This is a genomic window from Stenotrophomonas sp. 22385 (assembly GCF_052045085.1).
Classification (GTDB): Bacteria; Pseudomonadota; Gammaproteobacteria; order Xanthomonadales; family Xanthomonadaceae; genus Stenotrophomonas.
The window spans coordinates 1-16,806 of record NZ_JBQEOG010000010.1; the positions used below are offsets into that span (position 1 = coordinate 1).

The window sequence follows — 16,806 nt, forward strand, 5'->3', positions numbered from 1 at the left end:
CGCCATGGATGGCGCGAACGAGCCCCCATGGATGGGTTCACGGCGTGTCCCGCAAACCCACACCCGCCTGCCCAGCACATGTACGTTCGCAGGCGACGGCTTTTGCCTTTGCTTTTGCTCCAAACAAAAAACGCCCGGCAATGCCGGGCGTTTCTGCATTCCCACGAACGCAGGAATTACTTGATCAGGCGCAGGGCGAACGGATAACGGTAGGCCTCACCGTTGTTTGCCTTCACCGCCGCAATGATGCAGAACACGATGTTGAGGATGCCCACCAGCGGCGCCAGCAGACCGCCGATGATCACGATCATCAGGATGAAGCAGATGATCATCGCCAGGGTGATGGTGATCTGGAAGTTCAGCGCTTCCTTGGCCTGGTCGGTGACGAAACCCTTGCCGGCGTCGTCCTTGCTGATCAGCCAGATGATCAACGGGCCGATGAACCAGGTGAAGATGCCCAGCAGGTGCGCGGCAAGCGCCATGGTGCGCTGGTCGCTGGGAACCGGGCCGGCGCTGGTCGGCGGCGGCGGGGCGGTGACGTTCTCGAATTCGCTCACGTGAAACTCCTTGTCCAGTGTATGGGTGGTGCATGGCAGGCTCCCCGCCTGCCCAGGCAGCTGGAATAGGATACGTCAATCGTTACCGGCAACGGTCATCCGCCCGACCAGGATCGAACCCACCTGCACGTGCGAACGACGGTCGATGTCGCTGCCGACCGCTTCGATCGCCGCGAACATCTCCTTGAGGTTGCCCGCGATGGTGATTCCGTCAACCGGGTACTGGATTTCACCGTTCTCCACCCGGAAGCCACCGGCGCCGCGCGAATAATCGCCGGTGACCCCGTTGACGCCCTGCCCCATCAGCTCGGTCACCAGCAGGCCCTCGCCCATCTGCCGGGCCATCGAGGCCAGGTCGCCCGCATTGGGCTGTACCCGCAGGTTGTGCACGCCGCCGGCATTACCCGTGGTCACCAGGCCCAGCTTGCGTGCCGAATAGCTGCCCAGCACGTAGCGCTGCAGCACGCCGCCTTCGATCAGCGACGAATCACGGGTGGCCACGCCATCGCCATCGAACGCGGTCGAGCGCAGGCCGCGGCGCAGCAGCGGACGCTCCTCGATCGCAAACCAGTCCGGGAACAGCTGCGTGCCCACGCTGTCGAGCAGGAAGCTCGCACGGCGGTACAGCGCGCCGCCCGAGACCGCCCCCAACAAGTGGCCGATCAGCGAACGCGCCACTTCCGGCGAATACAGCACCGGCATCTGCGCGGTGGCCATCGAACGCGGATTGAGGCGTGCCAGGGTGCGCTCGGCGGCGCGGCGACCGATCGACGCCGCGTCTTCCAGGTCTTCGCGGGCCAGCGCACTGCTGTACCAGCCGTCGCGCTGCATGCCATCGCCCTGACCGGCAATCAATGCGCAGCCCACCGAATGGTGGCTGCTGCGGTCACGGCCGATGAAACCGTGCGAGTTCGCATAGACCGACAGGCTGGTGGCGGTCGCCGCCGAGGCGCCATCGGAGTTGCTGATGCGCGGGTCGGCCTCGCGCCCGGCTGCTTCGCACGCCAGCGCCAGATCCACCGCCTGGTCGGCCTGCAGCGCCCACGGGTGCCAGCTGTCCAGGTCCGGGAACTCGCGTGCCATCAGTTCCGGGTCGGCCAGGCCGGCCGCCTCGTCGTCCTCGGTATGGCGGGCGATCGCGCAGGCCTGCGCCACCGTCGATTCCAGGCTGGCCGGCTGCAGGTCGGCGGTGCTGGCGCTGCCCTTGCGCTGGCCGAAGTAGACCGTGACCGCGATTCCACGGTCGCGGGTGGATTCCACCGTTTCCACCTCGCCCAGGCGCACGTTCACATCCAGCCCCCGCTCCTCGCTGCAGCTGACTTCGGCCTGGGTGGCGCCCAGCGCCCGGGCCCGGGCCAGCAGCTGCTGGGAGATGTCGGCCAGCTGTTCCAGGCGCTGCAGGCTGTCGTCGGCGGCGTGGGCTTCAGGGGAGATCACGTTCAATGCTTTATCCTGTACGGGTGAGTGCCTGGCGCAACGCCGGGCACAGTTCTGGATGTGGAAAGAAGACGATGCGCGGACGCGACGAAGAAACCGGTGAATTCCTTGATATCAGCCGCAGCCAGAACCGGCGCGAAGCGCTGGACATCCTGGCCCTCGGCGAGAAACTGGTGTCGCTGACCCCGGCCCAGCTGGCCCGCGTGCCGGTGCCGGAAGACCTGCTGCCGCACATCGCCGAGGCCAAGCGGATCACTGCCCATATCGCCCACAAGCGCCAGCTGGCCTTCCTGGCCAAGCACATGCGCCGCGAGGAAGACGCCACCCTGGACGCGATCCGCGATGCGCTGGATGCCAACAGCGAGACCTCGCGCCGCGAAGTGGCCGCGCTGCACCGCGCCGAGGACTGGCGCGAGCGCCTGCTCAAGGACGGCGACACCGCGCTGAGCGCCCTGCTCGCCGAATATCCGCAGGCCGACCGCCAGCAGCTGCGCACGCTGGTGCGCAATGCCCAGGCCGAGCGCGCGAAGAACAAGCCGCCGCGCGCCTTCCGCGAAATCTACCAGGTGCTGCGCAACCTGCTGCTGCCGGCCGCGCTGGGCCTGGAAGCCACGGCGGCCGACACCGACGAAGACGACATCGGCGACGCCGACAGCGCCGAGGACTGAACCAGGCGGGCAGAACGGGCGCATCCGGCGATCAGGCCTGGGTGCCGCCCACGGTGATGCCGTCAATCAGCAGCGACGGCTGGCCCACGCCCACCGGCACGCTCTGGCCATCCTTGCCGCACACGCCCACGCCCTCGTCCAGGGCCAGGTCGTTGCCGATCATGCGCACCTTCTGCATGGTTTCCGGTCCGTTGCCGATCAGGGTCGCGCCCTTCACCGGCGCGGTGACCTTGCCGTCTTCGATCAGGTAGGCTTCGGTGGCCGAGAACACGTACTTGCCGCTGGTGATGTCGACCTGGCCGCCACCGAAGTTCACCGCGTACAGGCCACGCTTGACCGAACGGATCATTTCTTCCGGGTCATGCTGGCCGGCACGCATGTAGGTGTTGGTCATGCGCGGCATGGTCATGTGCGCGAACGATTCCCGGCGGCCGTTGCCGGTCGGTGCCACGCCCATCAGGCGCGCATTGAGCGAATCCTGCATGTAGCCGACCAGGATGCCGTCCTCGATCAGCGTGGTGCACTGGGTCGGGTGGCCTTCGTCATCGATGTTGAGCGAGCCGCGGCGACCGTCCAGCGTGCCATCGTCGACGATGGTCACACCGGGAGCGGCCACGCGCTCGCCGATGCGACCGGCGTACACGCTGGTGCCCTTGCGGTTGAAATCACCTTCCAGACCGTGGCCGACCGCCTCGTGCAGCAGCACGCCGGGCCAGCCCGGACCGAGCACTACGGTCATCACGCCGGCCGGAGCCGGGATCGCTTCCAGGTTGACCAGGGCCTGACGCAACGCTTCACGGGCGAAGGCTTCCGGACGTCCTTCGGCGAACAGTTCCGCATAGCTGTAGCGACCGCCGCCACCGGAATAGCCGGATTCACGACGGCCGCCCTGCTCCACGATCACCTGCACGTTCAGCCGCACCAGCGGGCGGATGTCGCCGGCCAGTACGCCGTCGCTGCGCGCGATCAGGACAGTATCCACACCGCCGGACAGGCTCACCATCACCTGCTGCACGCGCGGGTCGGCGGCGCGCAGGAAGCGGTCCAGGCGCTTGAGCACCTCCACCTTGGCCTCGTTGCCCATGCCATCGATCGGGTCCAGCGCGGGGTACAGCGCGCGTGCATTACCGCGAACCAGAGAGCGCGCCGGCTGCGCCCCGCCCTCGCGGGAAATCGCGCGCGCCGAGCGCGCCGCGCCCAGCAGCGCATCGCCATGGATGTCGTCGGAATAGGCGAAGCCGGTCTTCTCGCCGGCAATGGCGCGTACGCCCACGCCCTGCTCGATGGAGTGGGCGCCGTCTTTCACGATGCCGTCTTCCACGCTCCAGCTTTCGCGGCGGGCGTGCTGGAAGTACAGGTCGCCAAAATCGATACCCGGCCCCAACAGGGTGCCGAAGGTGCGTTCCAGGCCGCCGGCGTCCAGCCCGGCGGGCAGCAGCAGGCGGTCTTGGGCAAGGGTGAGTGCGTTGTCGGTCATGGTCTTGATCTGTGGGCGCGGGCCAATATCGCAAGCCATGCGCGGGACATTGTGGGTGTAAAAGCCGGGATCAACGTGGCGGTGCGTCGTCGCGGTCAATCACTTCGACCTTGGGTTCGGCCCAGGGACCGGTCACGTGGTAGGTCTTGGCACCAATCTCGCCCAGCGGCTTGGACAGCACCGCATTGGCGGCCGCGCCCACCGCCGCGCCCACCGGCCCGCCAGCGACGGCGCCGACCACGGTGAGCAGGTTGCCGGCGCGCGGATTGACGTCGATGGTCTGGTCGAACTGCTGGCGGCGCAGGTCGGTGCGGCCGCGGATGCTGATGTTGGCGGCCGGGCCTTCGATCAGCACCTTGTCGGTGGTGGCCATGCCGTCGGCGAACGCCAGCGTGCCCTCGACCTGGTTGAAGGCAAAGCCCTTGGAGAAGAAATCGCGGAAATCGAACATCAACCGGCGCGGCAGCTGGGTCACGCTGAGCAGGCCCAGCACGCGGCCGGCGCCCGGCTCGAGTTCCAGCAGCTGGCCGTTGCGTGCATGCACCTGCATCTGGCCCTGCAGCGCGCCGAGCTGGAAGTCCGAGGGCCCGCCCTGCCAGCCGGCATCCAGGCTGATCTGGCCCTGCCCGCCGCGCAGCTGGCCGCCGTAGTCCAGGTTCTGCATCAGCCCGCCCAGGTCCTCGCTGTCGACCTGGACCTGGAACCGGGTGCGCGCGGCCTCGCCCATGCCCAGCCAGCGGCCCTGGATGTCGATCTGCTGCTTTGGCGCACGGAACTGCAGCTGGTCCACGCTCAGCCCGTTGCCGAACGGACGCGTGCGCAGCATGGCCTGGCCGAGCCGGGCCTTGCCGAACTGCAGGTCGTTGATGTCCAGTGACAACGGCGGGATCTTCGCCGGGTTGGTGTCGTTGGCACTGGCCTGCACCCGCGCCGGCAGCGTGGCGTCGGCCGGCAGGATGATCGGTGCGCCGTCGGCGGGCGCCTTCACCGGGGTCGGCAACGACTGCCAGTGCACCCGCTCCAGCTTGCCGACGATGGCCGCACCATCGGCGGTGGGCACGCTCAGGTTGCCCGACAGCGAGGGGCCGTCCAGGCGCACATCCACCCCGCTCGGGTTCGGGCGCAGCTGCAGGCGGGTCTGCGGGAACACCCCGCCGGCCAGCAACAGCTGCCCGACCTGCACGTCCACCTGGCGCAGCGGCATCGGGTCGGCATCCGGTGCGCCGCCGGGCGAACGCGCCAGCGCGATCCAGTCCAATGCGTCCAGCGAGCCGCTGCGGCCATTGACCACCAGCCCGCTGGCGGGCGGGTCGCGGTCAACGCTGGCGCTGCCCAGCGTGACCTGCACGCCGGTCTTGTTGTCGTGGGTGCGTGCGGCCAGGGCCAGGCGTTCGCCGAAGGCGACGTCCACGCGCCCGGCGCCCATTGGCAGCTGCGCCTTCACGGCGGTGGCCAGCGGCACCTCGGCCGGCTTGTCCAGCGGCGCCGGCAGGTCCAGCCGGGTACCGACCAGGTCCGAGTGCAGCGTGAGCAGGGTCGGCGCTTCGGTCCTGCCGCCGGGCACCACCTTCGGCAGGGTCACCCCGATGGTCCAGCGCGAGGTGCCTTCAATGTAGGGTTTGAGCCAGGCCAGTTCCGGCGCCCGGTCAAGCAGCTGCCCGGCACCCAGCGTAGCGCCCAGCTCGGCTTCGAAGGCATGCTGAGGATCGCGCGCGTAACCGCCGGCGCGCAGGCTGAGCTGGCCGTCCTGGCCCAGGTGGCGCACCGCCAATGCCTCGGCACCAAACCCGTCCTGGCTGTATTTTGCCTGGCCGCGCATCGCCTCGAAGGTCAGGTCGAAGCGCTTGTCCGACAGCGTGGCGCCGTCCAGATCGACCGTGCCCTGCAGGTGCCCGCCGCCCTCCCCGCGGTGCAGGGGCTGCAGCAGGTCGAAGGTGACCGACGCCGGGCCCTTGGCCGTGAGGTTGTCCAGCGAATCGGCGTAGGTCCTGTGCAGCGGGCTCTGCTTGAGCATGGCCAGCAGCGCGCCGGCGTCGCTGCGGCTGGCCGCCTTGACGTACAGCTGGGTAGCACCGAAATCGGCGATGCCCGCGTCGAAGTGGTCCACCGCCACCCCGGCCAGGTCGCCCCGACCGTGCAGCTCGAAGCCCGGGCCGATAAAGGCGATATCGCCCTCGACCTTGTCCATGGTCGGCCAATCACGCTGGAAGCGGATGTTGCCGTTGTCGATGCGGCCGGTGGCCTCGAAGCGACCGTTGTTTTTGCTGAACGGCCAGTCTTCGAGATCGCCGGTGACCAGCCCGACGCCACCGCGCACGTAACCGCCCACCAGCGCCGCGTCCAGCCAGTCGGTAGCGGCTTTGCTCATTCTGGAATGGATCCAGAAGCGCTTGGCTGCGGTCATCGGCACATCATCGAGCTTGGCCGCCAGCTGCATCCACGGACGGGTGCCGTTGCCCTGGAACCACATCGTGCCGCGCACGTCGGCCGCGTAATCGGTGCCCTGCACACGCAGCGCCGGGGTGCCGATGCGCCAGCCGCCGCCTTCATCCCGCCAGCCCACCATGCTGCCGGCCAGGCGCACGTCGTGGCGCACGCCGAAGCCGGTAGGCCAATCAAAATGCATGACCCGGGTCGGCTGCAGGTCGAGCCGGAAGCCGTTGGCATCACCATCGAAATGGCCGCCCACGCCACTCAGGCCCGGGGCACGCCCGGCGGCGGCGAACTGGATCTCCTCCAGCTCACCTTCAAAACTCAGCGGGCCATCGCGCTCGCCGGCGAACCGCACGCGGCTCATGCGCACCTGCGGCGCGGCGTCGTGCAGCCAGTTGCGCAGCCCGGCATCGATCCGGTCGGTCAGCGCCAGCCCGCGCAGCAGCGCGGTGGCATCGATGTTGTCGCCGGCCAGGGCCATGTGCTGGCCGCCGGCAATCAACAGCCCATCGAGCTTCTCGGTGCGCCCTTCCATGCCGATCCGCAGGCGCGGTGCATCGGCACGCCAGCCGCCCTGCACCCAGCGCCAGCGCGCGCGCAGCTGCAGGGAATCCAGCTGCAGCTGCGGGCGCCCACCATCGGCCAGCCGCGCCCCGCGCAGCTGCACGCCGGCCAGGTCGGCATCGGCGGTCACCATCACCGGGCGGCGGTCACGCAGGTCCACCCAGGCATTCAACGTGCCGGTGCCCTGCTGCAGGGCTACGCCGCCGAACTGCAGCAGCGACGCCCACGCACGGAAGTCGGCCGGGTCGGCCGCCAGCCAGGCCTGCCCGTTGCCGTCGGCGCGATCGAAATCCACCACGGCCGTCAGCGGCGCGGCATCCAGATCGGCCCAGGCACGCGCGCCCACGGCCAGCCGCTGCCCATTCACCCGCAGCCGCAGGTCGATGCGCGGCAGCTCGGTCTGTACGTTCAGCGACGGCGCATCCACCCGCAGCCGGCCGCCGACGACCTGCAGTTCACCCAGCCGGCGCAAGGTATCCAGCGGATCGCCGCCGGCCTTCGATTGCGGTAGCCCCTGTACCGACCAGCGGCCATCCGGCGCACGCTGCAGCACCAGCGACAGGCCGCGCAGGCGCAGCTCGGTCAGCGAACGGCCCGGCAGCAGCCCCGAATACATGGAGACCTGCACTTCAGCCTCGCCAATGCGCAGCCCCTCGCCCTCGCCGATGCGCAGCCCCTTCAGCGCCAGCAGCGGACCACGCCGGGTCCAGCGCGTCTGCAACTGGTCGAAACGCACCGGCTGCCCGGCACGCGCACTCAACCACCCGGCCACCTTGTCCGGGTGCCGTTCGGCCAGGGGCAGCAGCTGGCTGACGCTGCCCACCAGCACCGCCACACAGACCAATACGATCGCCATGGCATAGACAGCATGGCGGCGAATCCTTCGCAGTCGCAGGCGCAGCGGCGCGCTCATCGGTACCCGCAGGCGCCGGCGCACCACTGCGCGGGCCGGCTCAGGTCACAGCAGCACGACATCGAACTGCTCCTGCAGGTACTGCTCATCAGCCTGGAACCGGATCGACTTGCCGAGGAATTCCTCCAGTTCGGCCACCGCCGAGGATTCCTCATCGGTGATGCGCGCCACGACCTTGGACGAGGCGATCACCAGCAGGCGTGCGGCATCGAACTGGCGCACCGCCCGGGTGATCTCACGGAAGATTTCGTAGGTGACCGTTTCGGCGGTCTTGATCGAACCGCGCCCGCTGCATTCCGGGCACGGCTCGGACAGCTGGCGCTCCAGGCTTTCCACGGTGCGCTTGCGGGTCATTTCAACCAGACCCAGCGGCGAGAACTCGTAGACCGTGGTCTTGGCATGGTCGCGTGCCAGTGCCTTTTCCAGCGTACGCAGCACCTGCCGGCGGTGTTCGGCGTCATCCATGTCGATGAAGTCGATGATGATGATCCCGCCCAGATTGCGCAGGCGCAGCTGGCGCGCCACCGATTGCGCGGCCTCCAGGTTGGTGCGGAACACCGTTTCCTCCAGGTTGCGCTGACCCAGGAAGGAGCCGGTGTTGACGTCAATGGTGGTCATCGCCTCGGTCTGGTCGATGACCAGATAACCGCCGGACTTGAGCGGCACCTGCTTGTCCAGCGCGCGGCCGATCTCGTCTTCCACTCCGAACATGTCGAAGATGGGCCGGTCGCCGCTGTACAGCTCCAGCTTCTCGGCCAGCACCGGCATGTACTTGGCCACGAAGGCCTGCAGCTGGGTGAAGGTCTCCTTGGAGTCCACCTTCACCTTGTCCACGTCCTTGCGGATCAGGTCACGCACCGACCGCAGCGGCAGGCTCAGGTCTTCATAGATCACGCTGCACGGGGCGGCCTCGCGGCCACGGCGCTCGACCACGTTCCAGACCCGTGACAGATAGGCGATATCTTCGGCAATGGCCTCGGCCGGCTGGCCTTCGGCGTTGGTACGCACGATGTAACCATAGCCGCCGTGCTGGGCGGAGAGCTCGGTAACCAGCGTCTTGAGCCGGGCGCGCTCGGCCTCGTCCTCGATCCGCGCCGACACCCCGACCACCTTGGACTGCGGCAGCAGCACCATGTACCGCGAGGGAATGCTGATCTGGGTGGTCAACCGCGCACCCTTGGTGCCGATCGGATCCTTGACCACCTGCACCACGATGTCCTGGCCGTCACGCAGCAGCTCCACGATCGGCACCGACGACGGCGGCGGCAGCGTGGTGCCCTCCGTATCGGGGCTGGCCACCGGAGCCGGGCGTACCACGTCGTTGGCGTGCAGGAACGCGGCGCGCTCCAGCCCGACCTCGACGAACGCCGCCTGCATGCCGGGCATCACGCGCTGCACCTTGCCCTTGTAGATGTTGCCGACCACCCCGCGGCGCCAGCCGCGCTCGATGTGCAGCTCCTGCAGCATGCCGTTTTCGATGACGGCCACGCGGGTCTCGCGTGGCGTTACGTTGACCAGGATTTCTTCAGACACGGGCGACTCCCTTCGATTCAAACGCCTGCAGCAACTGCTCGGTCTGTTGCAGGGGCAAGCCCATGACACCCGAATAGCTTCCCGCCAGGTGGCGGATGTAACGCTCTGCCCCACCCTGGATGGCGTAGGCCCCGGCTTTGCCCATCGGCTCGCCGCTGGCGACATAGGCGGCAATGACCGCCTCGTCCAGCACGATGAAGCTCACCTCCGACACCACCATCACCACCTGCTCGGCGCCGTCGGCGACCAGCGCCACGGCGGTCATCACCTGGTGGGTGCGGCCGGACAACCGGCCGAGCATGGTGGCGGCGTCAGCGGCGTCGACCGGCTTGCCGAACACCTCTCCGTCCAGCACCACCTCGGTATCCGCGCCCAGCACCACCGCATCCGGGTCGTCGGCCACCAACGCCAGCCCGGCACGGGCCTTGTCGATGGCCACGCGCTGTACGTAGTCCTGGGCGGTTTCCCCGGCGGCCCGTACTTCGGGCACGTCCAGGTCCAGCGCGCGGAACGGTCGGTCCAGGCGCTCCAGCAGTTGGGTTCGTCGGGGCGAACGAGAGGCAAGATAAAGCATCGCGGAAGCATAACCCGCGGGCCCTGTCTGAATCGCGAGCAACGCCTCCGATTCGTCATCAACCCCGATAAACCTCACCAGACGTTCATCGCTCCGACACCAACCTCAACGCCTTCACATGGAGATGCATATGCGCCGCCCGACCCTGTCCCCGCTGCTGCTTGCCCTGTCCCTTGCCCTGGGAACCTCGATGACCGCCCACGCACAGACCCCGCCTGCCATCGCCGTCCCCGCCGACAGCACCCTGCTCAACATCTCGGCCAATGCCGAAGCCCGCCGCGTGCCCGACGTGGCCACGCTGTCGGCCGGCGTGGTCACCCAGGCCACCGACGGCAACACGGCCATGCGCCAGAACGCCGAACAGATGGTCAAGGTGCTGGCCGCGATCAAGGCCGCCGGCATTGGCGAGCGCGACGTGCAGACCAGCGGGGTCAACCTCAGCCCGCAGTACCGGTATGCCGAAAATGAGGCACCGAAGATCACCGGCTACCAGGCCAGCAACACTGTCAGCCTCAAGGTCCGCGACATCGCCAAGCTGGGCAAGGTGCTCGATGCGTTGGCAGCGCAGGGCGCCAACCAGATCAACGGCCCGCAGTTCGAGATCGACCAGCCCGAACCGGTCTACGATGAAGCCCGCCTGGCCGCGCTGAAGAAGGCCCAGTCCCGCGCCGAGACCTACGCCAAGTCGCTGGGCCTGCGCGTGCGCCGCATCGTCAGCATCTCCGAAAGCGGCGGCGGCAACTTCCGCCCGGTGATGATGCGCGCGGCGGCAGCGCCGATGGCCGCCGACGTTTCCACCCCGGTCTCGCCGGGCGAGTCGACCGTGTCGGTCAACCTGGACGTGGTGTTCGACCTGGGCCGGTAAATCGCCTCCCCGGGTAGCAGCGGACCGTTGGTCCGCTGTTTTCCTGACCGCAAGCCAAACACCCACGGCACCCCTGACTTCCGGCCGGCGCCGGCCTCCGGTATTGCTGTCATTGCCGGGGCCCCGGCCCCGCACGTTGATGTTCCCGCACGCACATCTGGCAAGGAGAGTGGCGCATGGTCCGTACGCATCCCCCGGTGGTCCCGCTGCAAATCGACGTCCCGCGCGTGCTTGGCTGGAGCACCGCGCTGGCCCTGCACCTGCTCGCCCTGATGCTGCTGCTGATCCCCGCCGCCTATGTGGCCGCCCCGCTGCCACGCGAGCGGACCGTGGTGACGCTGATCGCCCCGCCGGTGCCGCAACCCGAGCCGCCGCCGCTGATCCAGCCAAAGGAACCGGTGCCGGTACGCGCGCCGACCAGCGCCCCGCGCGTGGCCCCGTTGCCGCCGCCTACCGCCACCGCCGACGACGTGCTGGCGGTGCCGCCACTGCCGGCCAGCGACACGCAGCTGCCGACCCTGGCGCCGGTCGAGCCGACCCCGGCTGCCTCCGGCGACGGTGTGCATCTGCAGTACCGCAGCGCGCCGCCGCCGGACTACCCCATTGCCGCCATCCGGGCCGGGGAGCAGGGCACGGTGACGCTCCGGGTGCAGGTAGACGCCGAAGGCAGGCCGGCCAGCGTCTCCATCGAGCGCAGCAGCGGCTCGCGGGCGCTGGACACTGCTGCGCGGCAGCAGGTGCTGCGCCACTGGCGCTTTGTGCCGGCCCGGGTCAACGGCCAGCCCGTTCCTGCGGTAGGCCTGATACCGGTGAGCTTCTCGCTTCCGCAATGACGTGACCGCTGCGGGGTCCCGGAGACGGGGCCCCGCACTTTTTGACGGACGTCACCTATCGTGCGAATTAAGCAATTTTTCACGGTTACGTCACCTGTTGGAAACCTAGATTGGCGCCGACGCGTCAATTCGTTGACGGCGCCCAGCCCAGACCCCAGGTTTTCCAGTCAGGAGAGAAGCTGTGAAACACCCGATCCAACAACGTTACCGCGGCAGCCGTCGCACCCCGCTTGCCCGCTCCATTTCTTCGGCCCTTGCCAGCAGCATGCTGCTGCTGGCGGGCGCCCTCGCCTCGTCCTCGGCCATGGCACAGGACCAAGCGGCGACCAACCTGGACCGCATCACGGTCACCGGGTCCAACATCCCACGCACCAACACCGAAACCCCCTCGCCCGTGCAGGTCGTGACGCGCCAGGAAATCGACCGAAGCGGCAAGACGACCGTGGCCGAGTACCTGCAGACGCTCACCTCCGATGGCGCAGGCTCCATTCCCAAGACCTTCGGCAACGGCTTTGCCGGCGGCGGCGCGGGCATCTCGCTGCGCGGCCTGGGCGCCGGGTCCACGCTGGTGCTGTTGAACGGCCGCCGCATGGCCACCTATGGCCTGGCCGATGACGGCCAGAAGGTCTTTACCGACCTCAGCACCATTCCGCTGGACGCGGTCGAGCGCGTGGAAGTGCTCAAGGACGGCGCCTCGGCCATTTACGGTTCCGATGCCATCGCCGGCGTGGTCAACATCATCCTGCGCAGCGACTTCGAAGGGGCGATCCTGCGCGGCTCCTACGGCCTGTCTGGCGACAGCGACGGCGACGCGAAGAAGGCCACCCTGACCGCCGGTACCGGCGACATCGCCGAAGACGGCTGGAATGCGTTCTTCAGCCTGGACGTGGGCAAGACCGACGCGATCGCGATCAGCGACCGCAAGAACCGCGACTGGATCGGCACCGGCGACCTGCGCCAGTGGGGCATCGACCCGGCCGACGCACAGTTCCTGGGCGGCGCCTACCTCAACGGTCGCACCGGCGGCGGCTCCGGCCCGAACGGTTCGCTGTTCACCAACACGACCCCTGCACTGCTGGTGCCATTGCCCGGCTGCCAGGGCCTGACCACCATTCCTGGCCAGACCGATGCATCGATCGCCCAGGACGGCTGCCTGTGGGATCCGGCCCAGCAGTTCCGTTCGCTGAGCCCGAAGGAGGAGTACGTCAACGTGTTCGGTCGCGCCAGCTTCGCCTATGGTGACGGCGGCGAGATCTACACCGAGATCGGCTACTCGAAGAAGGAAACGGTGTTCAGCAACACCCCGTCCGGCGTGTCCGGCAGCTGGGGCTACCCCGGCGGCCCGGTCAATGCCAGCAGCGGTCCGGGTGCCGTGGTACTCAACGCCGCCCATCCGGACAACATCCTCGGCGAGACCGCGCGCCTGCGCTACTCGGCCTGGGACGTCGGTCCGCGCGTGACCACCAACACCAATGAGTTCACCCGCTTCCTGGTCGGCACCAAGGGCAACTGGGGCGACTGGAGCTACGACACCGCCTACCTGCATTCGGGCACCAACCTGGTCAACAAGCGCACCGGCTTCCTGCGCTACAGCGCCGTGCAGTGCGCGCTGGGCGATCCGAACTGTGCCGGTGGCGTGTGGCGCATCGGTGACAACGCCGGGCAGAACTCGCAGGCCCTGTACGACTACATCTCGCCGGAAATCCAGGCCAACGCCAAGTCCAGCCTGGACATGTTCGACTTCACCGTGTCGCGCAGCCTGATGGACCTCAAGGGCGGCCCGCTCGGCCTGGCCATGGGCACCGAGTGGCGCAAGACCAGCAACAGCCTGACCCCGCAGACCTACACCGACATCGGCGACATCATCGGCCTGGGTTACTCGGCCTATGACGGTACCCAGAACGTGTACGCCGGTTACGTCGAACTCTCGGCCCCGGTGCTGGAACAGCTGGAACTGTCCGGCGCGCTGCGTTACGACAAGTACGAAAGTGGTGAGGGCAAGGCCACGCCGAAGCTGGGCGTCAAGTGGACCCCGGCCGACTGGATCGCCCTGCGTGGCTCCTATGCGGAAGGCTTCCGTGCCCCGAACCCGGCCGAAAACGGTGACGGTGGCCTGGCCGCGTTCTCCACCGCCCGCGACCCGGTGCGCTGCGCGGTCAGCCCGCCGGACGATGCGACCACCAACTGCGGCGCGCGCTCGGTGGCGATCATCACCAGCCCGAACCCGGCCCTGAAACCGGAAGAGTCCAAGAGCTACTCGTTCGGTATCGTGCTGCAGCCCACCTCGACCACCTCGTTGACCGTGGACGCCTGGGAAATCAAGCGCACCAATGAAATCGCGCAGGGCAGCACGGCCGATGCGATCGCGGCCGGTGACGTGCTGCGCGACACCGACCTGATCAACGGCATCCCGGGTACCGGCACCATCCTGGCGGTCAACACCGCGTACGTGAATGCCAACTCGTCGCGGGTCCGCGGTATCGATACCGATATCCGCCAGACCTTCGACCTCGGCCCGGGCCAGCTGGAAATGGACCTGCAGTGGAGCCACGTGCTCAAGTTCGAGCGCACCGAAGGCGACAACACGGTCGACTACGTGGGCACACACGGCAACTGCGACGTGACCAACTGCATCGGCACGCCGGAAGACCGCATCAACTTCGGCACCACCTGGAAGCAGGACGTGTGGAGCGTCAGCGGCGTGGTCAACTACATCAGCAGCCTGGAGAACAAGGACCGCCGCGGTGGCGACTACCTGGCGTTCTATGCCGATGGCACGCCGGTGGAGAAGATCTCTTCGTTCACCACCTTCGACCTGTCCGGCCGCTGGAACATCAGCGACGCGTTCGAGCTGAACGCTTCGGTGCAGAACGTGTTCGACCGCACCGCCCCGCTCGACCCGACCACCTACGGTGGCGTGAACTACAACCCGCTGCACTTCAGCGGTGCGATCGGGCGTTACTTCACGGTGGGGGCAAAGTACACCTTCAACTGATCCACGCCGTTGTGAAACGAAAAGCCCGGGCACCGCCCGGGCTTTTCTCTGCGGTAGAGCCATGCCCTGCGTGGCTGCGCGACACGCAAAAAAAAGCCTCGCATCGCTGCGAGGCTTCTCAAAACTTGGCGCCCGAAGTTGGACTCGAACCAACGACCCCCTGATTAACAGTCAAGTGCTCTAACCGGCTGAGCTATTCGGGCGGGGTGCGCATTGTAACCAGTTTTTCGCGGCTTGTAACCCGTCTGCGCGGAATTTCTTCACGCGCGGTGATACGGGTGGTTGGCCAGCATTGCCGCTGCGCGGTACAGCTGCTCGGCCACCACCAGCCGCACCAGCATGTGCGGCAGGGTGAGCGGGCCGATCGACCACTTCTCATCGGCCAGCGCCGATACTTCGGGCGAATGCCCTTCCGGGCCGCCAATCAGGAACGCCAGGTCCCTGCCCTGGCCGCGCCAATGCTCCAGGCGCTGCGCCAGCTGCTCGGAGCTGAGTTGCTTTCCCGGTACATCCAGCGCCACCACATACGCGTTCTTGGGCAGCGCGGCGATCACCCGCTTGCCTTCGTCCTCGGTTGCGCGACGCGCATCGCGCCCCTTGCCACGCAGGCCCGGCTCGATTTCCACCAGCTCGAACGGCAACCAGTGCGAGAGCCGCTTCTGGTATTCGGCAAAGCCCTGGGCCACCCAGCTGGGCGCGCGTTCACCGGTAGCGATCAGCCTGGCTTTCATCGTCATGCTCCTTCAAATGACAACGGCGCCATCGGGCGCCGTTGTCGTTACCCCACGCGCCGGTTTCAGCGCGCGGCGTAGTCGTCTTCGTTGTCGCCATCATCCAGCAGGCTCGGCGGCTGGTCGCCGACGGTCCACAGGCGCTCGAGCGCGTAGAACTCGCGCACGCGCGGCAGCATCACGTGCACGATGACGTCGCCCAGGTCGACCAGCACCCATTCCGCTTCGCGCTCGCCTTCCACCCCCAGCGGCATCACCCCCAGGTTCTTGGCGAACTTCACCACTTCGTCGGCGATCGACTTCACGTGGCGGCTGGAAGTGCCCGACGCGATCACCATGTAATCGGCGACGCTGGACTTGCCGATCACGTCGATTTCGACGAGATCCCTGGCCTTCAGTTCTTCGGTGGCCCTGCGCACGCAATCAAGCAGCTGCTCATTGGACGGGGCCGGGTTCGGCAGTTGGACCTTGATGGTCTGGGGCTGGGCTTGGTTGTTCAAAGCAGGGCAACTCGATAAATGTGGCACCGATTATACGGGGCGGACGGGCTGAACGTATTCACGCCGTACGGAGGCCGTACAGGCCGTGCTCGGCGACGTAATCGGCCACCGGACCGGGCAGCAATTGCCGCCAGTCCCCCTTCGCCGCGATCCGCTCACGCACGGCCGTGGCCGATTCGCTGCGCAGCGGGGCGTGCAGGCGCAGCACGCGCCCCGCGGGGGCGCTGAACAGCGCCTTGTCGCTTTCAGCCCACCGAGACTCCAGCGCCCGCTGCAGCGGGGCCGGCAGCGTCTGCTCCAGCGAGCTTCCCGGGCGGTCGGCGACGATGAAGTGCGCCAGCCTGAACAGGTCCTCCCACTGGTGCCAGCCGGGCAGGCCCAGCAGGCTGTCGGCCCCCACCAGCCAGGCGATCGGCTGGCGCGGACCCAGTTCGGCACGCAGCTCGCGCAATGTGTCAACGGTGTAGGAAGGGGTTCCAGGCTGTCGCCGGGCACGCTCCAGCTCGCGCAGGTCCAGCAACAGGCCCGGCTCATCGCCGATCGCCAGCGCCAGCATCTCCGCGCGTTGGGCAGCGTTGGCGCCCGGCACGGGCCGGTGTGGCGGATCGGCTGCCGGCAGCAGCCGCACGGCCACCTGCAGCTGGTCGCGCGCCGCGCGCGCGATCGCCAGGTGGCCCAGGTGCACCGGGTCGAAGGTCCCACCGTAATGGATGCGCAGGCCCATCG

The 16,806-nt window shown here is 67.9% G+C and carries 13 protein-coding genes and 1 tRNA gene; 4 read left to right on the plus strand and 10 right to left on the minus strand.

From position 1 onward, the window contains the following. Positions 1 to 176: 176 nt before the first annotated feature. A complete protein-coding gene (locus tag ACTJI4_RS16515) occupies positions 177 to 557 on the minus strand; it encodes a DUF4870 domain-containing protein (protein WP_392920187.1) in 381 nt (126 codons plus the stop codon). A 75-nt stretch (positions 558 to 632) separates the two neighbouring features. After that, on the minus strand, positions 633 to 2,000 hold the full coding sequence (gene pmbA, locus ACTJI4_RS16520; RefSeq protein ID WP_392920190.1) for a metalloprotease PmbA: 1,368 nt from the start codon (positions 1,998 to 2,000) through the stop codon (positions 633 to 635). 68 nt (positions 2,001 to 2,068) lie between these two features. Here pmbA and yjgA point away from each other — a divergent pair, with 68 nt between their 5' ends. Next, positions 2,069 to 2,662, plus strand: coding sequence for a ribosome biogenesis factor YjgA (gene yjgA / locus ACTJI4_RS16525; protein WP_392920193.1), 594 nt, complete (start codon positions 2,069 to 2,071; stop codon positions 2,660 to 2,662). A gap of 31 nt (positions 2,663 to 2,693) precedes the next feature. Here yjgA and tldD read toward each other — a convergent pair whose 3' ends face one another. From tldD to ACTJI4_RS16545, 4 genes are all read right to left on the minus strand, one after another. Next, entirely contained in the window at positions 2,694 to 4,139 is a 1,446-nt protein-coding gene (gene tldD / locus ACTJI4_RS16530; RefSeq protein WP_392920963.1) for a metalloprotease TldD, read from the minus strand. Positions 4,140 to 4,209: 70 nt separating this feature from the next. Next, positions 4,210 to 8,049 carry a YhdP family protein gene (locus ACTJI4_RS16535; RefSeq protein WP_440869974.1) on the minus strand — a complete coding sequence of 1,280 codons (3,840 nt, stop codon included), beginning with the start codon at positions 8,047 to 8,049 and terminating at the stop codon, positions 4,210 to 4,212. Between the two features lie 45 nt (positions 8,050 to 8,094). Continuing rightward, a complete protein-coding gene (rng, locus tag ACTJI4_RS16540) occupies positions 8,095 to 9,582 on the minus strand; it encodes a ribonuclease G (RefSeq protein WP_068853541.1) in 1,488 nt (495 codons plus the stop codon). Beyond that, a complete protein-coding gene (locus ACTJI4_RS16545; protein WP_440869975.1) occupies positions 9,575 to 10,156 on the minus strand; it encodes a Maf-like protein in 582 nt (193 codons plus the stop codon). The genes rng and ACTJI4_RS16545 overlap by 8 nt, the downstream gene beginning before the upstream one ends. 130 nt (positions 10,157 to 10,286) lie before the next feature. Between ACTJI4_RS16545 and ACTJI4_RS16550 the strand changes: the two genes are divergently transcribed. From ACTJI4_RS16550 to ACTJI4_RS16560, 3 genes are all read left to right on the plus strand, one after another. Further along, positions 10,287 to 11,021, plus strand: coding sequence for an SIMPL domain-containing protein (locus tag ACTJI4_RS16550; RefSeq protein WP_440869976.1), 735 nt, complete (start codon positions 10,287 to 10,289; stop codon positions 11,019 to 11,021). Between the two features lie 176 nt (positions 11,022 to 11,197). Next, the gene (locus ACTJI4_RS16555; protein WP_440869977.1) at positions 11,198 to 11,854 is read left to right on the plus strand and encodes an energy transducer TonB; all 657 of its coding nucleotides are present in this window, start codon (positions 11,198 to 11,200) and stop codon (positions 11,852 to 11,854) included. Positions 11,855 to 12,035: 181 nt separating this feature from the next. Continuing rightward, positions 12,036 to 14,849, plus strand: coding sequence for a TonB-dependent receptor (locus tag ACTJI4_RS16560; protein WP_392920210.1), 2,814 nt, complete (start codon positions 12,036 to 12,038; stop codon positions 14,847 to 14,849). A 126-nt stretch (positions 14,850 to 14,975) separates the two neighbouring features. Here ACTJI4_RS16560 and ACTJI4_RS16565 read toward each other — a convergent pair. The 4 genes from ACTJI4_RS16565 to nadD all read right to left on the minus strand — a co-directional run bounded on the left by ACTJI4_RS16565 (position 14,976) and on the right by nadD (position 16,804). Then, a tRNA-Asn gene (locus tag ACTJI4_RS16565) sits at positions 14,976 to 15,052 on the minus strand. 57 nt (positions 15,053 to 15,109) lie between these two features. Continuing rightward, positions 15,110 to 15,580, minus strand: a complete 471-nt coding sequence (gene rlmH / locus ACTJI4_RS16570; RefSeq protein ID WP_068853546.1) for a 23S rRNA (pseudouridine(1915)-N(3))-methyltransferase RlmH — start codon at positions 15,578 to 15,580, stop codon at positions 15,110 to 15,112. Between the two features lie 65 nt (positions 15,581 to 15,645). After that, positions 15,646 to 16,080, minus strand: coding sequence for a ribosome silencing factor (gene rsfS / locus ACTJI4_RS16575; RefSeq protein ID WP_440869978.1), 435 nt, complete (start codon positions 16,078 to 16,080; stop codon positions 15,646 to 15,648). Positions 16,081 to 16,138: 58 nt separating this feature from the next. Continuing rightward, on the minus strand, positions 16,139 to 16,804 hold the full coding sequence (gene nadD / locus ACTJI4_RS16580) for a nicotinate-nucleotide adenylyltransferase (RefSeq protein WP_392920966.1): 666 nt from the start codon (positions 16,802 to 16,804) through the stop codon (positions 16,139 to 16,141). Between the last annotated feature and the right edge of the window lie 2 nt (positions 16,805 to 16,806).

Coding starts and splice junctions, on each gene's coding strand:
- ACTJI4_RS16555 (WP_440869977.1), top strand. CDS start 11,198: ATGGTCCGTACGCATCCCCCGGTGGTCCCGCTGCAAATCGACGTCCCG.
- ACTJI4_RS16535 (WP_440869974.1), bottom strand. CDS start 8,049: ATGAGCGCGCCGCTGCGCCTGCGACTGCGAAGGATTCGCCGCCATGCT.
- ACTJI4_RS16550 (WP_440869976.1), top strand. CDS start 10,287: ATGCGCCGCCCGACCCTGTCCCCGCTGCTGCTTGCCCTGTCCCTTGCC.
- rlmH (WP_068853546.1), bottom strand. CDS start 15,580: ATGAAAGCCAGGCTGATCGCTACCGGTGAACGCGCGCCCAGCTGGGTG.
- yjgA (WP_392920193.1), top strand. CDS start 2,069: ATGCGCGGACGCGACGAAGAAACCGGTGAATTCCTTGATATCAGCCGC.
- tldD (WP_392920963.1), bottom strand. CDS start 4,139: ATGACCGACAACGCACTCACCCTTGCCCAAGACCGCCTGCTGCTGCCC.
- ACTJI4_RS16545 (WP_440869975.1), bottom strand. CDS start 10,156: ATGCTTTATCTTGCCTCTCGTTCGCCCCGACGAACCCAACTGCTGGAG.
- nadD (WP_392920966.1), bottom strand. CDS start 16,804: ATGGGCCTGCGCATCCATTACGGTGGGACCTTCGACCCGGTGCACCTG.